An 18,217-nucleotide genomic window follows, 5' to 3' on the forward strand; every position below is an offset into this window, starting at 1 on the left:
CAGTCTTGTACGAAGCGTCGCGGCGAGGCACGACCGTAGGATCGGCGCGACGCTTCGTACAAGACTGGGGGATTCCTGTGCGCATGCTCATCAACGCAAAGCGATCGACGGCGGCGGCTGCCGGCGCGGCGCTGCTGCTCACCACGGCCGGCATCGGGATCGGAGCGGGAACCGCCGTGGCCGCGCCGAGGGCGACACCGCTCGCGACGGTCGCGGAGCTGTCCGCGCAGCGGGTCGAGGTGGCCGACCAGGTGGCGGCGGCGAAGTACGGGACGGGCAGCCCGATCGACGACCCGGCGCGCGAGGCGATCGTGATCGCCGACGCCGAGCAGCAGGCCACCGCCCTGGGGATCGACCCCGCGCCGGTCGCGAAGATCTTCCGCGACCAGATCGAGGCCAACAAGGTCGTCCAGCGCGCCCTGTACGCCGAGTGGGACGCCGACCCGTCGCTCATCCCGACCACCAAGCCGAGCCTCGCGACGATCCGGGTGGAGCTCAACACCATCGGCGCCGAGCTCGTCCAGGCCATCGCCGCCGCCGAGACCAGCATCCACGCGCCCTCCTGCGAGGGTCAGTTGACCGCAGCCACGGTCCACGCCCGGCACGAGCAGAGCCTGGACGCGCTCCACTACGCCGCCCTGCTCCGCGCCCTGCCGTCCGTCTGCGCGGACTGACCCTCAGCCCAGCCCCGGCAGGGGCCCGTCGCCGGGCAGCGGCTTGAGGTCGGTGAGCCAGCGGGCGTCCGGGTCGTAGGCGGCGAAGAACGGGCGGCCGACCAGCTCCGGGTCGCGGGCCTGGACGTAGTGCAGCACGAAGGCACGACGGCCCGCGACCTCCGCCACGCCGTCGACCTGCACCTTGCCCGGCGTCGCCGACATGATCGGGCCGCGGACCGTCCGGGCCAGGCCGGAGACCTGCGCGTACGCCTCGCGGAAGAGCGCGTGGGCGCGGGCCAGCGGCACCGCGAAGTAGTCCTGCGGGCCGGTGTCGCGCTCGACGAACATGTAGTAGGGGACCGCGCCCTGGGCGACCAGGCGGCGCCACAGCACCGCCCAGTCCTCCGCCCGGTCGTTGACGCCGCGGATCAGTGGCGCCTGGCAGCGGACCACCGCGCCGCTGTCCTGCACCCGGCGCAGCGCCCGCTGCGCCGCGGTGGGTTCCAGCTCGCGCGGGTGCGAGTAGTGGCCCATCAGGGCCAGGTTGCGTCCGCTCGCCACGACCCGCTCGAACAGCCGCAGCAGGTCGTCCGCGTCCGGGTCGGTGAGGAAGCGGTGCGGCCAGTACGACAGCGCCTTGGTGCCGATCCGCACCGACTCCAGGTGCGGGACCTCCAGCAGCGGCTCGATGTAGCGGGCCAGCACCGCGCTGCTCATGATCAGCGGGTCGCCGCCGGTGATCAACACGCTGGTGATCTCCGGATGCGTGGCGACGTACGAGCGCAGCGCCTCCGCGTCGCCGCTCGCCATCCGCAGGTCCGGCTCGCCGACGAACTGCGGCCAGCGGAAGCAGTAGGAGCAGTAGGCGTGGCAGGTCTGGCCCTGGCGGGGGAAGAACAGCAGCGTCTCGGCGTACTTGTGCTGCATGCCCTGCACCGGCTCGCCGTCGTCCAGCCGCGGCGCGTTGAGGTCCAGCTGGCCGCTCGGGTGCGGGTTCAGCCGCAGCCGGATGTCGTGCACGTCCGCGCGCAGCCGGTCCGCGGACGCGCCACCGCGCAGCATCCCGGCGATCCGGTCGACGTCGGCGCGCGGCAGCATGTCCGGCTGCGGGAAGACCAGCCGGTACATCGGGTCGTCGGGGGCGGCCTCCCAGTCGATCAGCTCGTCGACGACGTAGGAGTTGGTCCGGAAGGGCAGCACTTCGGCGACGGCCCTGGCCCGCAGCCGGTCCTGCTCGTCCAGCCCGGCGCGCGCGAGCAGCGCGTCCAGGTGGGGGAGGGAAAGGGCCCGGAACACCGGCCGATCACCGTGCGGATCACTGTTCTGTACTGCCACTGCCACGCGCACTGAACCTCTGTCGCTCACTCGTCCGTTGCGGCCGACGTGGTCTCAATCATCGCACGCGGCCCGCTTTCGAGCCTGACGAAGACCTCCGCGTCCACGCCGTACTTCTCCGTGAAGCCGGCGCGCAGCCGCGCGAGCAGGTCGCCCTCGTCGTCCGCGATCAGCGCCAGCTCGTGCTCCTGGCCCGCGTCGCCGTCCAGCCGGACGGACACCGGCCGGTCCCGGTGCCGGGCGAGCTCCAGGACCAGGCGGGAGTCGCTGAAGAAGCAGGCGCCGTCGTCGTCGATGTACTCCAGCCACATCACCTCGCCCGCCTCCCCGCCGTTCGGGTCGACGAACTGAACCTGCCGGGTCAGTACCTCGTTGACGGTGCGCGAGCGGCTCCACAGCTCCGCGAAGCGCTCGGAGACGAAGGAGCCGAGCGGCGTGGTGACCCGCACCTCCAGTTGCTGCCCCTCACCGGAGAGCCGGTCCACGGGGTAGAAGCTGACCATCATCCGCTCGCCGCAGCGGTAGAGCTGGATCGACGGGGCGGCGGCGTAGACGCGCACCTGCAGCCGTTCGCGCTGGTCCTGCGGGAGCCGGGCCTCCAGATGGCGCAGCTCCCGAAGGTTGCGCATCACCTCGCGGCGCACGTCCGCGCTCAGCTCGTGCGAGCGCTGCCGGGCCGCCAGGGAGTCCGGGTCCAGCAGCAGGATCCGGACGGTGGCGCCGCGCCGGATCGCGCTGCGCGCCGCCTCCGCGAAGCGCATCGCCGTAGCGCCGGAGAGCAGGTAGGAGAAGGTGTCCAGCACACAGACGATGTCACCGGTCTGCGCCACCTTGTCGCAGAAGGACGGGTAGTCCAGCCGCAGGTGCTCGCGGACGCGCTCCTCCTCCAGCCGGGTCAGCACCGGCTGGATGACGAGCAGCGTGACCAGCGTGGTGACCAGCTCCGGGGCCATGTTCAGCAGCAGGTTCTCCCGGAAGTCCGGGAGCCCCCGGGCGAACCAGAGACAGAGCCCCACCAGCAGGCCGACCGCCGCAGCGATCAGCAGCGTGCCACGCCGTACACGGCTGTCCCCGAACAATCGACACCCCCGACCCGGATCCACGGCGCCAGGCCCGAGGCACGGGTGCGTCCGTACGGAACCTGGTACCCCGCCGCGGTGGTGGCATGCGCTCGCCACCTTTTGTTGAGGGGGAGTTGAGGATCACACGGGGGTCGCGGCGCGGGCGGCGACGCCTTCGTGGGCGCGGATCGCCTCCTCGGTGAAGACCCGGTAGCCCTGGTCGGGGTGGTAGCCGTGGATCTCGCGGGTGTCGAGGGCCGCCATGTAGGCGAGCACCTCCGCGCTGACCACCTGGCCGGGCACCAGCACCGGGAAGCCCGGCGGGTAGGGGGTGACGAAGGTCGCCGAGACCAGCTCCCGTCCCGCGGCCAGCGCCGCCGCGGCCTCCCCGGCGCTCAGGTACTCGCACGCCGCGTCGTCGTAGGCGAGGTAGAACGCGGCGCGCATGTCCCCTTCGGGCGTCGCGCCGCCCCGCCCGTCGTCGCCGGGGCGGAAGGCGGGGTGGAACGCGCTGAAGTCCGGCAGCGGCACGGACGCGGAGGTGAGCTCGGCGACCCGGCGCCGGTGCGCCGCCTGCTCGCGCGGGCCGCGCGCGTCCGCGTCGTCCTCCAGGCCGCGCACCAGCCGGACCAGCGTCTCGATCAGGTAGGCGACGGTGCTGCGGGTGGTGCCGATGTTGGTCATGAAGAGCAGCGTGTTGCGGGTGGACTTGTTGATCTGCACACCGTGACGGTTCATCAGGTGCTCGTGCTTGAAGGTGTCCCCGTCGATGCCGGTGGCCCCGATGGAGAGCGTGGCCCGGGTCGGGTCCAGCACGAACTCGTCCTCCTCCCAGGCGCGCGCCATGGCCGCCTGCCCGGCGCGCAGCGGCTGCTCGACGCCGGAGGAGCGGTAGCGGGCCGGGATCAGCTCCGGGGTGGTCAGGAAGTGCAGGTAGCGGCTGAGCAGCGGATGGTCCTCGACGGCGTCGCGCAGCAGCCCGCCCTGCTCGACCTGCTTGCGGACCAGCCCGAAGCCCTCCAGTGCGGCCTGCCGGCGGCCCAGGTCGAGCGAGGCCAGGATCTGGTAGCTCGGCGAGGTGGAGGTGTGCGTCATGTAGGCCTCGCGGAAGGTCTCCGCGGCCCGGCGGTGGAAGTCCTGGTCGTGGACGTGGATCATGGAGCCCTGCCGCAGCGAGGTCAGCGTCTTGTGCGTCGACTGTGTGGCGTAGACGCGGACCCGTGCCCGGTCCGGATCCGGCAGCAGACGCGTCGTCAGCAGGGTGTCGTCGTCCGGCTCCTGGCCCAGCTCGCGGCGCTGCTCGGCGCAGCGTGCCCGGTAGGCGGGGTCGCGGAAGCGCTCGCGCAGCGTCCCGGCGGCGGCCATCGCGGTGCGCGGGCGGTAGACCGGGTGGAACCGGGCGAAGGCGAACCAGGCCTCGTCCCACAGGAACGCGAGGTCGGGGTGGAGCGCCAGGCACTCCTCCATCACCCGGGCCGGGTGGTAGACGACGCCGTCGAAGGTGCAGTTGGTGAGCATCAGCATCCGCACCCGGTGCAGCGTGCCGGCCTTGCGGAACTCCAGCAGCTTGCGCTTGATCTCCTCGACCGGCACCGCCCCGTACATCCCGTACGCGTCCAGCGGGTACGAGTCGAGGTAGACCACGTGGGCGCCGGCCAGGACCAGCCCGTAGTGGTGGGACTTGTGGCAGTTGCGGTCCACCAGCACGATGTCGCCGGGCCGGACCAGGGCCTGCACCACGATCTTGTTGGCGGTCGAGGTGCCGTTGGTGACGAAGTAGGTCTGCTGCGCGCCGAAGGTCTGCGCGGCCAACTCCTGCGCCTCGCGCAGTGGTCCGGTCGGGTCCAGCAGCGAGTCCAGGCCGCCGGAGGTCGCCGAGGTCTCGGCGAGGAAGGTGTTCATGCCGTAGAAGCGGGTCATCTCCGGCAGCCAGGGCGAGCCGGCGACGGAGGAGCCGCGCGAGATCGGCAGCGCGTGGAAGACGCCGGTGGGACGGCGGCTGTGCGCCTCCAGGGCGGCGAAGAACGGCGCACGGAAGCGGCGGCCCACGCCCTCCAGGATCGACAGATGCAGCTCCAGCAGCCCGTCGCGGGTATGGAAGACCCGGGCGAAGCGCCGGTCCACGAAGCCGGCCAGCGCCTCGACGGAGCCGTCGGCGAGCAGGTAGAGGTCCAACTCCGGCCGGATGGCGGCCAGTCGGGCGCCCAGGCGCTGCACCCGGTGGCCGAAGGAGTTCGTCTCGCCGCCGTCGTCGGCCGTGCCGTCGAAGAAGCGCCGCAGCATCCGCAGGTCGTGCCGCGACCGGTCGGCGAACCGACGGCCGATCACCACCGCCTGCAGCCGCACGTTGACCAGCGAGGCGATGACGGCGTCCTCGAAGCTGTCGACGACGACCAGCTCGTAGGCGAACTCGTCGTCCCTGCGCCGCAGTTCGCGCAACCGGGCGCGGAGCGAGCGCTCCTCGTCGGGCGTCACCTCGTCGACGAGCAGCACCTCGAAGACCGGACGCGGGTCGGGGTCCTGGCCGTCGACGGTCTCCGGCGCGCCGCCCGACCCGGCACGGCCCAGCTCCTCCGTGCGCTCCATCAGCTTGCGGCGCTCGCCGGTGCGGTGCAGCGAGCGGAGCTCGTCGAGGGCGGCACGGCCGGGGGAGGCCCAGCAGGACTCGATCGGCCCGAGCAGGTCGAGCAGCTCCTCGACGCGGGCGTCGAGGTCGGCGCGCGCGCCACTGGCACGCGGCAGGGTGGCGAGGCGCCGGGTGGCCTCCTCCAAGGAGGACCAGGCGTCGGCGCGCAGCCGGTGGACGCTGTTGTAGACGTGTTCGTCGAGGTTCTCGTCGACGTGCACCGCGGAGGTGGGGGCGGGGGCGTCCATGGCGGGTTCCCTTCGCGCAGGCGGGAGGGGCCGGACCGGCGGCACACTGCCTGCATCAACCTATTCAGAGGTGCCGTGAATGTATAAGCCCACTCATGCGGGCGTCAACGGCCGCCCACCCTTCGAGAAAGCTCCCGCGCCGTCCGGGCCACCTCCTGGGCGAGGACCTCGCGTTGCGCCTCGTCCAGCGCCCCGCTCTCGAAGGTGACGGCCACTCCCGCCACCGGATGGTCCGCCCGGTCCGTCACCGCGGCCGCGACGGAGGAGAAGCCGAGCGTGACCTCGCCCTCCTCGGTCGCGTAGCCGCGCCGCCGCACCTCCACCAGCCGGGCGCGCAGCGCCGTCAGCGAGCGCGGCCCGCCCACCTCGGTGCGCTGCACGAACGCCTCCGCGTCCGGGAACAGCGCCCGCACCTGCGCCGTCGGCAGCAGCGAGAGCATCGCCCGGCCGCTGGCGGTCAGCTGCGCCGGCAGCCGCACGCCCACCTCGGTGACCAGCGGCGCCCGGCCGGGCGCCCGCTCCTCGATCAGATAGAGCACCTCGCGACCGTGCAGCACGGCCAGGTGCGCGTTGTGGCCGGTGCGGTCCACCAGCCGGGCCAGCGGCACCCGGGCCAGTCGCTGGAACGGCGCCTGCCGGGAATAGCCGGAGCCGAGCTCGAAGGCGCTGACGCCCAGCGCGTAGCGCCGCTCCTCCGGCAGGTGAACGACGAAGCCGTCCGCGGTGAGCGTGTCGAGCAGGTGGTAGGTGGTCGACCGGGGCAGGCCGACGTCGCGGCTGATCGCGGCGGCCGGGACGGGCGCCGCCTGCCTGGCGAGATACCGGAGGACGGCCAGCACCTGGGCGGCCGCGGGCACGATGGACATGCTCGGAGCGTAGCCCCGGCAACGTCTGGGATCCGAGACAGTGCCCCGCTCATATGTCTGGGATACCAGACACAACACCCTCGAAACCCCTGTTGCGACCCCCTTGACCTGGTGCTTCATAGATGCCATGAACAAGGTTCTCATCGGAGTCGGCCCCCTCTCCGCCGACGAAGTCGTGTCTGTCGCCCGCCTCGGGGTCACTGTCGAGCTCGCCCTCGACGCCCAGGAGGAGATCAAGCAGAGCCGCAAGGTCATCGAGGACCTGGCCGACGACGTCACACCCCACTACGGCGTCTCCACCGGCTTCGGCGCCCTGGCCACCCGTCACATCCCCACCGAGCTTCGCGCCCAGCTCCAGCGCAGCCTGGTCCGCTCCCACGCGGCCGGCTCCGGCGCCGAGGTCGAGCGCGAGGTCGTCCGCGCGCTGATGCTGCTGCGCCTGTCCACCCTCGCCACCGGCCGCACCGGCGTCCGACTGGAGACGGCCCAGGCCTACGCCGACCTGCTCAACGCCGGCATCACCCCAGTGGTGCGCGAGTACGGCTCGCTCGGCTGCTCCGGCGACCTCGCGCCGCTGGCCCACTGCGCGCTCGCCGTCATGGGCGAGGGCGAGGTCCGCGACGCCGAGGGCAACCTCAAGGACGCCGGCGAGGCGCTCGCCGCCGCCGGCCTCACCCCGGTCGTGCTCAAGGAGAAGGAGGGCCTCGCCCTCATCAACGGCACCGACGGCATGCTCGGCCAGCTCGTCCTCGCCGCCCACGACCTGCGCCGCCTGCTCGCCACCGCGGACATCACCGCCGCGATGAGCGTCGAGGCCCAGCTCGGCACCGACGCCGTCTTCGCCGCCGACCTGCAGGCGCTGCGCCCGCACCCCGGCCAGGCCGCCAGCGCCGCCAACCTCCGCGCCGTGCTCGCCGGCTCGGAGATCGTCGCCAGCCACCGCGACCCGGCCAACTGCACGCGCGTCCAGGACGCCTACTCGCTGCGCTGCACCCCGCAGGTCCACGGCGCCGCCCGCGACACCCTCGCCCACTGCGAGACCGTCGCCGACCGTGAGCTCGCCAGCGCCGTGGACAACCCCGTCGTCACCCGCGACGGCCGCGTCGAGTCCAACGGCAACTTCCACGGCGCCCCCGTCGCCTGCGTGCTCGACTTCCTGGCCATCTCCGTCGCCGACATCGCCTCGGTCGCCGAGCGCCGCACCGACCGGATGCTCGACGTCTCCCGCAGCCACGGCCTGAACGCCTTCCTCGCCGACGACCCGGGCGTGGACTCCGGCCACATGATCGCCCAGTACACCCAGGCCGCGATCGTCTCCGAGCTCAAGCGCCTGGCCGCGCCCGCCTCGGTCGACTCCATCCCCTCCTCGGCGATGCAGGAGGACCACGTCTCCATGGGCTGGTCCGCCGCCCGCAAGCTGCGCCGCGCCGTCGACGGCCTGACCCGCGTCCTCGCGATCGAGCTGCTCACCGCCGCCCGCGCCCTGGACCTGCGCGCCCCGCTCGCCCCAGCCCCGGCCACCGAGGCCGTCCGCGCGGGCCTGCGCGAGCTCGTCGAGGGCCCCGGCACCGACCGCTACCTCGCACCCGAGATCGAGGCCGCCGTCCAGTACGTCGCCGACGGCCGCGCCCTGGCCGCCGCCGAGTCCGTCACCGGCCGCCTGCACTGACCTCGCTCCGCTCCTTCTCCCATCACGTCGTTACGCAGCAAGGACTTCGAACATGACGATCCGTACCGAGCCGATCCGTGCCGCACGTGGCACGCAGCTGAGCACCCTGGGCTGGCAGCAGGAGGCCGCCCTGCGGATGCTGAACAACAACCTCGATCCGGAGGTCGCGGAGCACCCGGAGAAGCTGGTCGTCTACGGCGGCACGGGCAAGGCGGCGCGTGACTGGCGTTCGTACGACGCGATGGTGCGCACCCTGCAGACGCTGAAGCAGGACGAGACCATGCTGGTCCAGTCCGGGCGGCCGGTCGGTGTGATGCAGACCCACGAGTGGGCGCCGCGGGTGCTGATCGCGAACTCGAACCTGGTGGGCGACTGGGCCAACTGGGAGGAGTTCCGCCGGCTGGAGTCCCTGGGTCTCACGATGTACGGGCAGATGACGGCCGGTTCGTGGATCTACATCGGCACCCAGGGCATCCTCCAGGGCACCTACGAGACCTTCGCCGCGGTCGCGGCCAAGCGTTTCAACGGGACGCTGGCCGGGACGATCACCCTCACCGCCGGCCTGGGCGGCATGGGCGGCGCCCAGCCGCTCGCGGTCACGATGAACGACGGCGTGGCGATCTGCATCGACTGCGACCCCTCCCGCATCGCCCGCCGCATCGAGCACCGCTACCTCGATGTCGAGGCGAAGGACCTCAAGCACGCGCTGGACCTGGCGGTCGAGGCCCGGGACGCGCGCAAGCCGCTCTCCATCGGCCTGCTCGGCAACGCGGCCGAGATCGTCCCGGCGCTGCTGGCGATGGACGCGCCGATCGACATCGTCACCGACCAGACGTCCGCGCACGACCCGCTGGCCTACCTCCCGGTCGGTGTCGCCTTCGACGACATGGCCTCCTACGCGGCCGAGAAGCCGGAGGAGTTCACGCAGCGCTCGCGCGAGGCGATGGCCAAGCACGTCGAGGCCATGGTCGGGTTCATGGACCAGGGCGCCGAGGTCTTCGACTACGGCAACTCCATCCGCGGCGAGGCCCAGCTCGCGGGCTACTCCCGGGCGTTCGACTTCCCCGGCTTCGTCCCGGCCTACATCCGTCCGCTGTTCTGCGAGGGCAAGGGCCCGTTCCGGTGGGCGGCGCTGTCTGGCGACCCGCGGGACATCGCCAAGACCGACCAGGCCATCCTCGACCTGTTCCCGGAGAACGAGTCGCTGCACCGCTGGATCAAGATGGCGCAGGAGCGGGTCCACTTCCAGGGCCTGCCGGCGCGGATCTGCTGGCTGGGTTACGGCGAGCGGGACAAGGCCGGTGAGCGGTTCAACGACATGGTCGCCTCCGGCGAGCTGTCCGCGCCGATCGTGATCGGCCGCGACCACCTCGACTGCGGCTCCGTCGCCTCCCCCTACCGCGAGACCGAGGCGATGCTGGACGGCTCGGACGCGATCGCGGACTGGCCGCTGCTCAACGCCATGGTCAACGTCGCCTCGGGTGCGTCGTGGGTGTCGATCCACCACGGTGGCGGCGTCGGCATCGGCCGCTCCATCCACGCCGGTCAGGTCACGGTCGCCGACGGCACCAAGCTGGCGGGCGAGAAGATCCGCCGGGTGCTGACCAACGACCCGGGCATGGGCGTCATCCGCCACGTCGACGCCGGCTACGACCACGCGGTCGAGGTCGCCGACGACCTGAACGTCCGCATCCCGATGCGCGAGGGCGGCGACGCCTGATGGCGTCCCGCACGGCCGTAGCCGTCGACGTGGCCCCGACCCCGTGGTCGGGACGCGACGACGGCCCCGGCGCCGAGCACCTGCGCTGGCACCACGTCGTCACCGTGGACCCGTCCGCCGCCGCCCCCGGCGACGCCGCGTTCGTCGGCTTCCGCAGCGACGAGGGCGTACGCCGCAACAAGGGCCGCCAGGGCGCCGCCGACGGGCCGCGCGCGCTGCGCGCCGCGCTCGCCTCGATGGCCCTGCCGTCGCGTCAGTCCGCGCTGGACGCCGGCGACGTCGAGGTCGCCGACGACGACCTGGAGGCGGGCCACCGCCGCCTGGGCGACGCCGTCAGCGCGCTGCTCGACCAGGGCCTCCGCGTCACCGTCCTCGGCGGCGGCCACGAGGTCGCCTACGGCAGCTACCTCGGCATCGCCGGCAGCGGGCTGCTGCGCGACGGCGCGCGGCTCGGCGTGCTCAACCTCGACGCGCACTTCGACCTGCGCGACGCGCCGCGGCCCAGCTCCGGCACGCCGTTCCTGCAGATGGCGCGGGACGAGGAGGCGGCCGGACGTCGGTTCAACTACTGGGTGCTCGGCATCAGTCAGCCCAGCAACACCGAGACGCTGTTCCGCACCGCGGACCGGCTCGGCGTGCGCTACCTCACCGACACCGAGTGCGGCGCGCTGGACCGCGACCGGGTGGACGCCTTCGTCGAGGAGTTCCTCGCGAGCTGCGACGTCGTCCACCTGACGATCGACCTCGACGTCCTCCCGGCCGGCGCGGCCCCGGGCGTCAGCGCGCCCGCCGCCTACGGGGTGCCGATCGAGATCGTCGAGCACGTCTGCACCAAGGTCGCGTCGAGCGGCAAGCCGCTGCTGGTCGACGTCGCGGAGCTCAACCCCGGGCTCGACGTCGACCACCGCACCGCCCGGGCGGCGGCCCGTCTGGTTCACCGCCTCCTGGTCACCTCCGCGGCCCCCGCCGCGCACTGACCAGGCCCTGGACCGGTCGCCAGGCCGTGTGAACCGGACAGCCGCGGCCTGGCGGCCACCAGCCACCCCCCGACCGCCCGTCCGCGGTGACAGCGCACGCTCCCCGAGCACTGTCCCTGCGGGTGGGCGGCTTCACATGCGGGCTCGGAGCACGTCGACCTCGCAGCCCGGCTGGTCGGGGTCGAAGCCGTGCTCGATCAGCCAGCGCACCGCCACGAGGCTGCGCAGGGACCACCACGCGCGGATCACGTCCCGGTCGGCGTCGGCACCGTAGCCGGCCAGGACGTCGCCGAGGTGCTCCTCGTGACCGAGCGTCAGGATGGCGAGGTCGAACAGGGCGTCACCCGGCGCCGCCTCGGACCAGTCGATCACGCCGGTGACCTGGTCGCCCTCGACGAACACGTGGGCGACCTGAAGGTCGCCGTGCGTGAACACCGGCGTCCACGGCCGCAGCGCGGCCTCCGCGATCTCGCGGTTGCGCCGTACCAGGTCCGCGGGAAGCAGCTCGTTGGTGATCAGCCGTGCGCACTCGCCGTCGAGCCTCGCAGTGATCGCGTCCAGGCCCTGCCCGGGCCAGGGCGGCAGCGGCGCGTCGTGCAGCCTCCGCACGGCCGCGCCCGCCGCGGCCCACGCCGCCGGGGATGCGGTCGACGGCTCCCCGAGGCGCGCGATTGGCCGCCCCGGGAGCGCGGCGAGCGCAAGCACAGGCGGTTTGCGCCAGAGCACCTCCGGAGTCGGGACGGGCGCGAGCGCCATCGCCGCAACCTCGACGTCGGTGCGCGCCTGATCGGCGTCGACCTTCAGGAACACGTCTCCGACGCGCAATGTCGCCCGCTCGTTATGGGCGACGACGACCTCGACTTCATCCATGAAGCCCATTCTCGGGAGACGACCGCCGACGCCGCCACGGGATTAGCGGAGGGGAGACGCCGGGCACTTGGCGCGTCGTGAGGATGACGATCATCCGTTGCTCCGGGGGGAACACCATGACCACGCTCGCCACGCTCGCCCGCGTCTACGTCGACGACCTCGACGTCGCGCTGCCCACCTTCGTCGCGCTCACCGGCGAACAGCCGCGCCAACGCATCTCCTACCGCGATCTGGAGATCGCCGGCATCGGCGGCTTCCTCCTCATCGCCGGCACGGAGGAGGCCCTCGCCCCCTACCGCGGCACCCACGCGACCGTGGTCGTCTCCTCCCTCGACGAGGTCGCGCCCGGCGAGACCCTGGACGGCCCCAACACCGTCCCGACGGGCCGCAACATGACGGTCCGCCACCCCGGCGGCGCGACCATCGAGTACCTCGAGTTCGCGTCGGCCGCCCGTCCCGCGGAGGAACCGGCCTCGGCGGAGCGGGCGTCCCTATAGGTTGATCACGACCGACGGGCGACCCCCGCCTGTCGACCGACATCGGAGGCCGAGATGGATGCCCTCTACCCGCGCCTGCTGGTCACCCGCTTCGCGGAGTGTTTCCGGTTCTACGACGCGGTGCTGCCCGAGTTGACGGGGGCGGTGCGGAAGAAGGGCGACCCTTCGGCCCACTACGCCAACTGGGACGTCGACGATCAGGCCGTCGTGGTGCTGTACGACCGCGCCACGATGGCCGCCGCGGCCGGGACGGCCGAGCTGCCGGCCGTGGGTGGGCCGGCGCAGGACGCGTTCATGCTGGCGATGCGGGTGGCGGACGTGGACAAGGCGCTGGCGACCTGTCTCGCCCACGGTGGGACGCCGGTGATCCCGGCCACGGACCGCCCCGAGTGGGGGCCGACCATGCGGACCGCTCATCTGCGGGACCCCGAAGGCAATCTGATCGAGCTTCAGTCCTACGAGGGCTGAGCCGCACCTAGGGGTGGCCTCAGGCCAGCACGGCCCGGCAGTGCGCCCAGGCCGGATCCGAGAGCAACGGCCGCCAGCGGGTGAAGAGTTCGAGCAGCGCGGCGCCGTGCTGGGCGCGCATCCGCGGGCTGACGGAGGCGATGTCCAGTTCGTTGGCGGCCGTCAGTTCCGCGAACTCCTGCCGTTGGCGCAGGGCCGGGCGGAGTCGTTCGCCGGTGAAGCGGTCGGTGAACTCGGCGTCGTCGTCGGTGAGGTGGCGGTAGGAGGCCTTGCGGTCGCAGGAGGCGTAGAAGTACACCGTCGCCTCCGCCTCCTCGCCGATCGCCTGCACCAGCTCCTCGCGCCGTTCCAGCGGCAGCAGCGCGACGGCGAATCCGTCGGTGCCGTAGAAGGCGTGGCACAGTCCCGCTGTCGCCAGCGCGGGTCGTGCGCCCCAGGTGGTGAGCAGCGCGCCGACCCGGTCCAGATGGGCCAGCAGGGTGCCGCCGGGGTGCTCGAGGTCCGCGGCTCCGGCGGCCCGCAGCATCGCCCGGGCCGGCCCGGTCACGTTCCCACCGCCGTCAGGGTGACGGCGTCGCTCGGGGCGGTGTCGAGGCGGAGCATCGCGGCCTCGTGCGCGGTGCCGGGTTCGGCCTGGTAGACGACCATGCGCTGACCGCCCGTGCGGGCCAGGCGCATGACCTCGTACGTCAACGTCATCGGCCCGACGGCCGGGTGGTGGAAGCTCTTCTGGCCACCGCCGCGCTCGCAGACGTCGTAGCGCTCCCACAGGCGCGCGAACTCCGGGGACTTGAGCACCAGTTCGCCGACCAGCCGGGTCAGCTCCGGGTCGTCGGGGTCGCCGCCGGCGACGGCGCGCAGGTGGGCGACGGAGAGGGCGACGGTCTCCTCCCACGGCTCGTAGAGCGCGCGGCCGACGGGGTGGAGGAAGAGATAGCGGGTGAGGTTGCGCTGCTCCTCCGGCCAGTCCCACAGGCCGGGCAGCAGCCGGCGGCCAGGCGCGTTCGCGGCCAGCATGCCGTTGTGGCGGTTCACCACGTACGCGGGCAGCGGGCGGACCGACTCCAGCATGCGCAGCACCGACTCGCGGACGGAGGTGTCGTCGCTGGCGGGGAGCTCGGAGACGCGGCCGGAGGCGAGCTCCGCGAGCTCGTGCAGGCGCTCGTAGCCGTCGCCGCGCAGCCGCAGCGCGCGGCCGAGAGCGTCCACGACGGCCGTGGAGGGGTTGGTCTCGCGCCCGCGCTCCAGGCGGATGTAGTAGTCGACACTGACCCCGGCGAGCGCAGCCAGCTCCTCGCGGCGGAGACCGGGGGTGCGGCGCAGGCCCGCGCCGGCCGGGAGGCCGACGTCCTCCGGGCGCACCTGGGCTCTGCGGGCCTTGAGATACCGGCCCAGTTCCGTCCCGCGTGCGTCCCCTGTTGCAGCCATCACGCCATTGTGGCAGGTGAGCGCCGCGCGTGGGGGGCTGTGTCAGTGCCTGGAACGCGGCACCCCGGTACAACGCGGTCTCCCGCACGCCGACGCGGGCGAGCAGAGTTGATCTCGCAGCGGGCGGCCCGGCCGCCGGGGCCCAGGGGGTGTACGACACCGGGCCGCGGCCCCGGCGCGTCGAGGCCGCCCGCGCGAAACCGCCACACACGACCGTCCAGCACGGGGGTTCTCCATGCCACGCACATCTGCCTCGGCCCTGTCCGTCCCGCGTCCCGCCGCAGCAGCGGGGGAGGTCCGGACCGTTCCCGGTGGGAGCGCGCAGGGTGGGGGGACCGCCCGGGGCGGGACCGGCGTCGCGCTGGTGGCCTCGCTGCTGGGCTTCACGGTCATCACCATCGACGTCTCCGCGGTGAACATCGCGCTGCCCGCGATCCGCACCTCACTCAGCGGCGGGATGGCCGGACTGCAGTGGGTGGTCGACGCCTACACGCTGATGTTCGCGGCGCTGATGCTCTCCGCCGGGGCCCTCGCCGACCGCGCCGGGGCGCGCCGCGCCTACGCCTGGGGCGTCGCGGCGTTCACCCTCGCCTCGCTGGGCTGCGCGCTCGCGCCCGGCATCGGCGCGCTGGTCGGTGCACGCGTGGCGCAGGGTGGAGCCGCCGCGGTCGTGATGCCCGCGTCCCTCGCGTTGATCCGTCAGGCCTACGAGGACCCGCGCGCCCGGGCCCGGGCCATCGCGCTGTGGACGGTCGGCGGCTCGGTCGCCATGGCGGCGGGCCCGGTGCTCGGTGGACTGCTCACCGACTCGGCCGGCTGGCGTGCCGTCTTCCTGCTCAACCTGCCGGTCGGCGCGGCCATTCTCGTGCTGCTGGCCCGCGTGCCGCGCTCGCCGCGTCGCCCGGCCGCGCTCGACCTCGGCGGTCAGCTGACCGCGGTGCTGGCCCTGGCGGGCCTGGCCTTCGCGGTGATCGAGGGTGGTCACCTGGGGTGGACCAGCGCGCCGGTGCTGGGCGCGGGGGCGCTCGCGGTCGCGTCGGCGGTGGCGTTCCGCTGGGTCGAGGGCCGGCACTCCCAGCCGATGGTCCCGCTCGGCATGCTGAAGGACCGTCGGGTCGCGGTGCCGCTCGCGGTCGGCTTCTCCGTCAACGCCGCGTTCTACGGCGGGATCTTCGTCCTCGGCCTCTACTACCAGCAGCTCCGCGGCATGTCGGGGGTCGAGGCGGGGCTGATGTTCATCCCGATGTCGGCCGTGGTCACGGCGACGAACCTGGTCTCGCCCCGGCTCGCGGAGCGGATCGGCCGACGCCCCGTCATTGTCGCGGGCCAGCTGGTCTTCGCCGGGGCGATGCTGGCGATGCTGCCGCTGGCCCTGCACACCCCCGTCTGGCTGGTGCTCGTGCTGCTGCTGCCGCTCAGCACCGGCGGTGCTCTGGTCGTGCCCGCGCTGACCGCGCTGCTCATGGACGCCGTTCCGAAGGAGCGCGCGGGCACGGCCTCCGGCCTGCTCAACTCGCTGCGCCAGACCGGCGGAGCGCTCGCCGTCGCCCTCTTCGGTGGCCTGCTGTCCGGCCCGGGCGGGGCGTTCTCGGTCTCGGGCATGCACGTCGGCCTGATCGCCGTGGCCGCGCTGATGGTCGTGACCACCGGCCTGTCGCGGGTACTGCTCCGGCGGGCTTGACCCCGTCGCCTCACACGGATGCCACCTCGCCTGACCGCTCATGACGCGGTCAGGCGAGGTGGCGTCCGAGGAAGGCGAGCCAGGCGGCCGGAGCGTGCTCCGGGGTCTCCTGATGACCGCCCGCGAAGGCGTGGAGCTCCTTGGTGGCGGAACCGAACGCGTCGAAGAGCTCCAGTTGGCCCGCACGCGGGAAGAGCTCGTCGTCCCACGGGAGCTGGAACAGCACCGGGGCGGTGATCCTCGCGGCGTCCGCCCGTGCCCGCTCGGGCGCCGCGAGGCCCGAGGGGAAGGCGGCCGAGCAGCACCAACGGGACCGGACCGCTGCGGCCTGCCGGCGTCCACACCGTGCCGGGCACGGTCACGCCCGCGTACTCGAACGGGAACTCGCACCCCTGGACATGACGAACCATCACCCCAGCGAACCACAGCGTGCCCGGGCCCGGAAGTCAGCCGTAGACGAAGCGCCGGCGCGGTCAGCCCGCGTCGGGGGCCGGGTCGGGGGCTCCGCTGTGGGGATCGAGGATCTGACTGCCGTACATCTCGCCCAGCGGGTCGGCGATGAGTTCGATGCGGGCGCCGTCGGGGTCGCGGAAGTAGAGGGAGACCTCGCTGTGTACCTCGTGCGCGACGCCGGCGTCGGCGACCCGCTGCCGCAGCCTGCGCCAGCGGTCGGGCGCGACGGAGATGGCGATGTGGTGCAGTCCGCCCAGCACCTCGGCGTACGGGCCCACGTCCAGGCCGGGGAAGTCGAAGAAGGCGAGCAGGTTGTCGTTGCCCAGGTCGAAGAAGAAGTGCGAGGACCCGGGATAGTCGCGGTTCTCGATCAGCTCGGTGAGCGGGAACTCCAGGACGTCCTGGTAGAAGCGGATCGTCCGCTCCACGTCGCTGCTGATCAGCGCCGTGTGGTGGATGCCGCGCGCGGAGGAGGCGGGGCGCTCCCCGCGCGGGCGGAGGTAGGCGGTGCGCAGCCGCTCGCGCACGGCGGAGCGAGCGGCCACGGTGGCGGGATCGGGCGCGTTCATGCCGCCAGTGTGCCCCCGAGCGTGCCCCGCGCACGGCATGTGAGGCCTTCGCCCCGCTCGTGTTGGATCACGTCACCGGTTCTTGAACTCCTCGATGGCCGCCCGGACCGTCTCCTGCAGCGCGTCGCTCCCGGCATGGCCGGAGTCCTCGACGATGTGGAGCCGCGCGTCCGGCCACGCCTGCGCGAGCTGCCACGCCGTCTGCACCGGGCTGCCCATGTCGTGGCGGCCGTGGACCAGCACGGCCGGGATCCCGGCCAGCTTGTGGGCGTCGCGCAGCAGTTGGTCGTCGTCCAGCCAGGCGCCGTTGCTGAAGAAGTGGGCGCAGATCCGGACGAAGGCGATCTGCCCGTCGACGTCCCGGTCGCTGTACATGCCGGGCACGCCGTTGGGCTCGTTCGAGATGACCGCGTCCTCCCAGGCGAGCCAGGCGGCGGCGGCCTTCTCCCGGACCGCCCGGTCCGGGTTCTCCATCAGCCGGGCGTAGGCCGCCAGCAGGTCGCCGTTCCGCTCCTCCTCGGGGATGGTGTCGCGGAACCGGTCCCACGCCTCGGGGTAGAACCGGCCGGCGCCCCGGTAGAGCCAGTCGATCTCGCTGCGGCGGGTCATCGTGACGGCGGGGATGACCATCTCGCTGACGCGCTCGGGGTGCTGCTGCGCGTAGGCCAGGACGAGCGTCGAGCCCCAGGAGGCGCCGTTCAGCAACCACTTCTCGATGCCGAGGCGCTCGCGCAGCCGCTCCATGTCGTCGATCAGGTGCTGTGTGGTGTTCAGGGACATGTCCGCCGCCGGGTCGCTGGCGTGCGGGGTGCTGCGGCCGCAGTTGCGCTGGTCGAAGCGGATGACGCGGTAGCGCTCCGGATCCCAGGCCCGCGTGGGCTTCCGGGGCGCGCCGGACCCGGGCCCGCCGTGGACGTTGAGGGCGGGCTTGCCCTCGGGGTTGCCGTACTGCTCGTAGTAGATCCGGTTGCCGTCTCCGGCGTCGAGGAATCCGCTGTCGTAGGGATAGGTCGGGGGGTAGAGATCCACCATGCTCTCGACCCTACGGAGTGATCGCGGCGGAGTGCCGCGATTTCCCGAACTCGCGGCTGCG

At 72.9% G+C, this 18,217-nt stretch carries 17 protein-coding genes; 7 read left to right on the forward strand and 10 right to left on the reverse strand.

Going from position 1 to position 18,217, the window contains the following annotated elements; genetic code table 11:
• Nucleotides 1–83: 83 nt before the first annotated feature.
• Entirely contained in the window at nucleotides 84–674 is a 591-nt protein-coding gene (locus tag DN069_RS20690) for a chorismate mutase (RefSeq protein WP_111502952.1), read from the forward strand.
• Between the two features lie 3 nt (nucleotides 675–677).
• Here DN069_RS20690 and DN069_RS20695 read toward each other — a convergent pair whose 3' ends face one another.
• The 4 genes from DN069_RS20695 to DN069_RS20710 form a co-directional block, all read right to left on the reverse strand.
• Nucleotides 678–1,952, reverse strand: coding sequence for a KamA family radical SAM protein (locus DN069_RS20695; RefSeq protein WP_243639511.1), 1,275 nt, complete (start codon nucleotides 1,950–1,952; stop codon nucleotides 678–680).
• A gap of 65 nt (nucleotides 1,953–2,017) precedes the next feature.
• Complete coding sequence (locus DN069_RS20700) at nucleotides 2,018–3,070, reverse strand: hypothetical protein (protein WP_111502956.1); 1,053 nt, start codon at nucleotides 3,068–3,070, stop codon at nucleotides 2,018–2,020.
• 123 nt (nucleotides 3,071–3,193) lie between these two features.
• Entirely contained in the window at nucleotides 3,194–5,926 is a 2,733-nt protein-coding gene (locus DN069_RS20705; protein WP_111502958.1) for an aminotransferase class I/II-fold pyridoxal phosphate-dependent enzyme, read from the reverse strand.
• Nucleotides 5,927–6,030: 104 nt separating this feature from the next.
• Nucleotides 6,031–6,792: an IclR family transcriptional regulator gene (locus DN069_RS20710; protein ID WP_111502960.1), complete on the reverse strand. Its 762-nt coding sequence runs from the start codon at nucleotides 6,790–6,792 to the stop codon at nucleotides 6,031–6,033.
• Between the two features lie 127 nt (nucleotides 6,793–6,919).
• Between DN069_RS20710 and hutH the strand changes: the two genes are divergently transcribed.
• Genes hutH through hutG form a run of 3 tightly spaced genes read left to right on the forward strand, consistent with a single transcriptional unit; the run spans nucleotide 6,920 to nucleotide 11,158 of the window.
• On the forward strand, nucleotides 6,920–8,461 hold the full coding sequence (hutH, locus tag DN069_RS20715) for a histidine ammonia-lyase (RefSeq protein WP_111502962.1): 1,542 nt from the start codon (nucleotides 6,920–6,922) through the stop codon (nucleotides 8,459–8,461).
• 52 nt (nucleotides 8,462–8,513) lie between these two features.
• Complete coding sequence (gene hutU / locus DN069_RS20720; RefSeq protein WP_111502964.1) at nucleotides 8,514–10,181, forward strand: urocanate hydratase; 1,668 nt, start codon at nucleotides 8,514–8,516, stop codon at nucleotides 10,179–10,181.
• A complete protein-coding gene (gene hutG / locus DN069_RS20725; protein WP_111502966.1) occupies nucleotides 10,181–11,158 on the forward strand; it encodes a formimidoylglutamase in 978 nt (325 codons plus the stop codon). The genes hutU and hutG overlap by 1 nt, the downstream gene beginning before the upstream one ends.
• 132 nt (nucleotides 11,159–11,290) lie before the next feature.
• Here hutG and DN069_RS20730 read toward each other — a convergent pair whose 3' ends face one another.
• On the reverse strand, nucleotides 11,291–12,028 hold the full coding sequence (locus tag DN069_RS20730) for a phosphotransferase family protein (RefSeq protein ID WP_111502994.1): 738 nt from the start codon (nucleotides 12,026–12,028) through the stop codon (nucleotides 11,291–11,293).
• A 116-nt stretch (nucleotides 12,029–12,144) separates the two neighbouring features.
• Here DN069_RS20730 and DN069_RS20735 point away from each other — a divergent pair, with 116 nt between their 5' ends.
• Together DN069_RS20735 and DN069_RS20740 are read left to right on the forward strand one after the other, a co-directional pair.
• Entirely contained in the window at nucleotides 12,145–12,525 is a 381-nt protein-coding gene (locus DN069_RS20735; protein WP_111502968.1) for a hypothetical protein, read from the forward strand.
• 54 nt (nucleotides 12,526–12,579) lie between these two features.
• Nucleotides 12,580–12,993 (forward strand): VOC family protein, encoded by a 414-nt coding sequence (locus DN069_RS20740; RefSeq protein WP_111502970.1) that lies wholly within the window; start codon nucleotides 12,580–12,582, stop codon nucleotides 12,991–12,993.
• A gap of 19 nt (nucleotides 12,994–13,012) precedes the next feature.
• On the opposite strand, the gene DN069_RS20745 is transcribed toward DN069_RS20740, so the two are convergent.
• Together DN069_RS20745 and DN069_RS20750 are read right to left on the reverse strand one after the other, a co-directional pair.
• Complete coding sequence (locus DN069_RS20745; RefSeq protein WP_111502996.1) at nucleotides 13,013–13,519, reverse strand: DUF6817 domain-containing protein; 507 nt, start codon at nucleotides 13,517–13,519, stop codon at nucleotides 13,013–13,015.
• Nucleotides 13,520–13,536: 17 nt separating this feature from the next.
• The gene (locus DN069_RS20750; protein WP_111502972.1) at nucleotides 13,537–14,421 is read right to left on the reverse strand and encodes a helix-turn-helix domain-containing protein; all 885 of its coding nucleotides are present in this window, start codon (nucleotides 14,419–14,421) and stop codon (nucleotides 13,537–13,539) included.
• Nucleotides 14,422–14,656: 235 nt separating this feature from the next.
• Here DN069_RS20750 and DN069_RS20755 point away from each other — a divergent pair, with 235 nt between their 5' ends.
• Nucleotides 14,657–16,102 (forward strand): MFS transporter, encoded by a 1,446-nt coding sequence (locus DN069_RS20755; protein ID WP_111502974.1) that lies wholly within the window; start codon nucleotides 14,657–14,659, stop codon nucleotides 16,100–16,102.
• 49 nt (nucleotides 16,103–16,151) lie between these two features.
• On the opposite strand, the gene DN069_RS40150 is transcribed toward DN069_RS20755, so the two are convergent.
• The 3 genes from DN069_RS40150 to pip all read right to left on the reverse strand — a co-directional run bounded on the left by DN069_RS40150 (nucleotide 16,152) and on the right by pip (nucleotide 18,156).
• The gene (locus DN069_RS40150; protein ID WP_165845569.1) at nucleotides 16,152–16,328 is read right to left on the reverse strand and encodes a hypothetical protein; all 177 of its coding nucleotides are present in this window, start codon (nucleotides 16,326–16,328) and stop codon (nucleotides 16,152–16,154) included.
• A 247-nt stretch (nucleotides 16,329–16,575) separates the two neighbouring features.
• Nucleotides 16,576–17,124, reverse strand: coding sequence for a VOC family protein (locus tag DN069_RS20760; protein ID WP_111502976.1), 549 nt, complete (start codon nucleotides 17,122–17,124; stop codon nucleotides 16,576–16,578).
• Between the two features lie 72 nt (nucleotides 17,125–17,196).
• The gene (gene pip, locus DN069_RS20765) at nucleotides 17,197–18,156 is read right to left on the reverse strand and encodes a prolyl aminopeptidase (RefSeq protein WP_111502978.1); all 960 of its coding nucleotides are present in this window, start codon (nucleotides 18,154–18,156) and stop codon (nucleotides 17,197–17,199) included.
• Nucleotides 18,157–18,217: the final 61 nt, after the last annotated feature.

Origin of the sequence: Streptacidiphilus pinicola (genome assembly GCF_003258295.1) — a bacterium.
Lineage (GTDB): Bacteria > Actinomycetota > Actinomycetes > Streptomycetales > Streptomycetaceae > Streptacidiphilus > Streptacidiphilus pinicola.

Excerpts from the sequence above, each read along its gene's own strand:
- DN069_RS20760 (WP_111502976.1), bottom strand. The coding sequence starts at position 17,124 with ATGAACGCGCCCGATCCCGCCACCGTGGCCGCTCGCTCCGCCGTGCGC.
- hutU (WP_111502964.1), top strand. The coding sequence starts at position 8,514 with ATGACGATCCGTACCGAGCCGATCCGTGCCGCACGTGGCACGCAGCTG.
- DN069_RS20690 (WP_111502952.1), top strand. The coding sequence starts at position 84 with ATGCTCATCAACGCAAAGCGATCGACGGCGGCGGCTGCCGGCGCGGCG.
- hutH (WP_111502962.1), top strand. The coding sequence starts at position 6,920 with ATGAACAAGGTTCTCATCGGAGTCGGCCCCCTCTCCGCCGACGAAGTC.
- hutG (WP_111502966.1), top strand. The coding sequence starts at position 10,181 with ATGGCGTCCCGCACGGCCGTAGCCGTCGACGTGGCCCCGACCCCGTGG.
- DN069_RS20740 (WP_111502970.1), top strand. The coding sequence starts at position 12,580 with ATGGATGCCCTCTACCCGCGCCTGCTGGTCACCCGCTTCGCGGAGTGT.
- DN069_RS20705 (WP_111502958.1), bottom strand. The coding sequence starts at position 5,926 with ATGGACGCCCCCGCCCCCACCTCCGCGGTGCACGTCGACGAGAACCTC.
- DN069_RS20750 (WP_111502972.1), bottom strand. The coding sequence starts at position 14,421 with ATGGCTGCAACAGGGGACGCACGCGGGACGGAACTGGGCCGGTATCTC.
- DN069_RS20710 (WP_111502960.1), bottom strand. The coding sequence starts at position 6,792 with ATGTCCATCGTGCCCGCGGCCGCCCAGGTGCTGGCCGTCCTCCGGTAT.
- DN069_RS20730 (WP_111502994.1), bottom strand. The coding sequence starts at position 12,028 with ATGGATGAAGTCGAGGTCGTCGTCGCCCATAACGAGCGGGCGACATTG.
- DN069_RS20735 (WP_111502968.1), top strand. The coding sequence starts at position 12,145 with ATGACCACGCTCGCCACGCTCGCCCGCGTCTACGTCGACGACCTCGAC.
- DN069_RS20745 (WP_111502996.1), bottom strand. The coding sequence starts at position 13,519 with ATGCTGCGGGCCGCCGGAGCCGCGGACCTCGAGCACCCCGGCGGCACC.
- DN069_RS20755 (WP_111502974.1), top strand. The coding sequence starts at position 14,657 with ATGCCACGCACATCTGCCTCGGCCCTGTCCGTCCCGCGTCCCGCCGCA.
- pip (WP_111502978.1), bottom strand. The coding sequence starts at position 18,156 with ATGGTGGATCTCTACCCCCCGACCTATCCCTACGACAGCGGATTCCTC.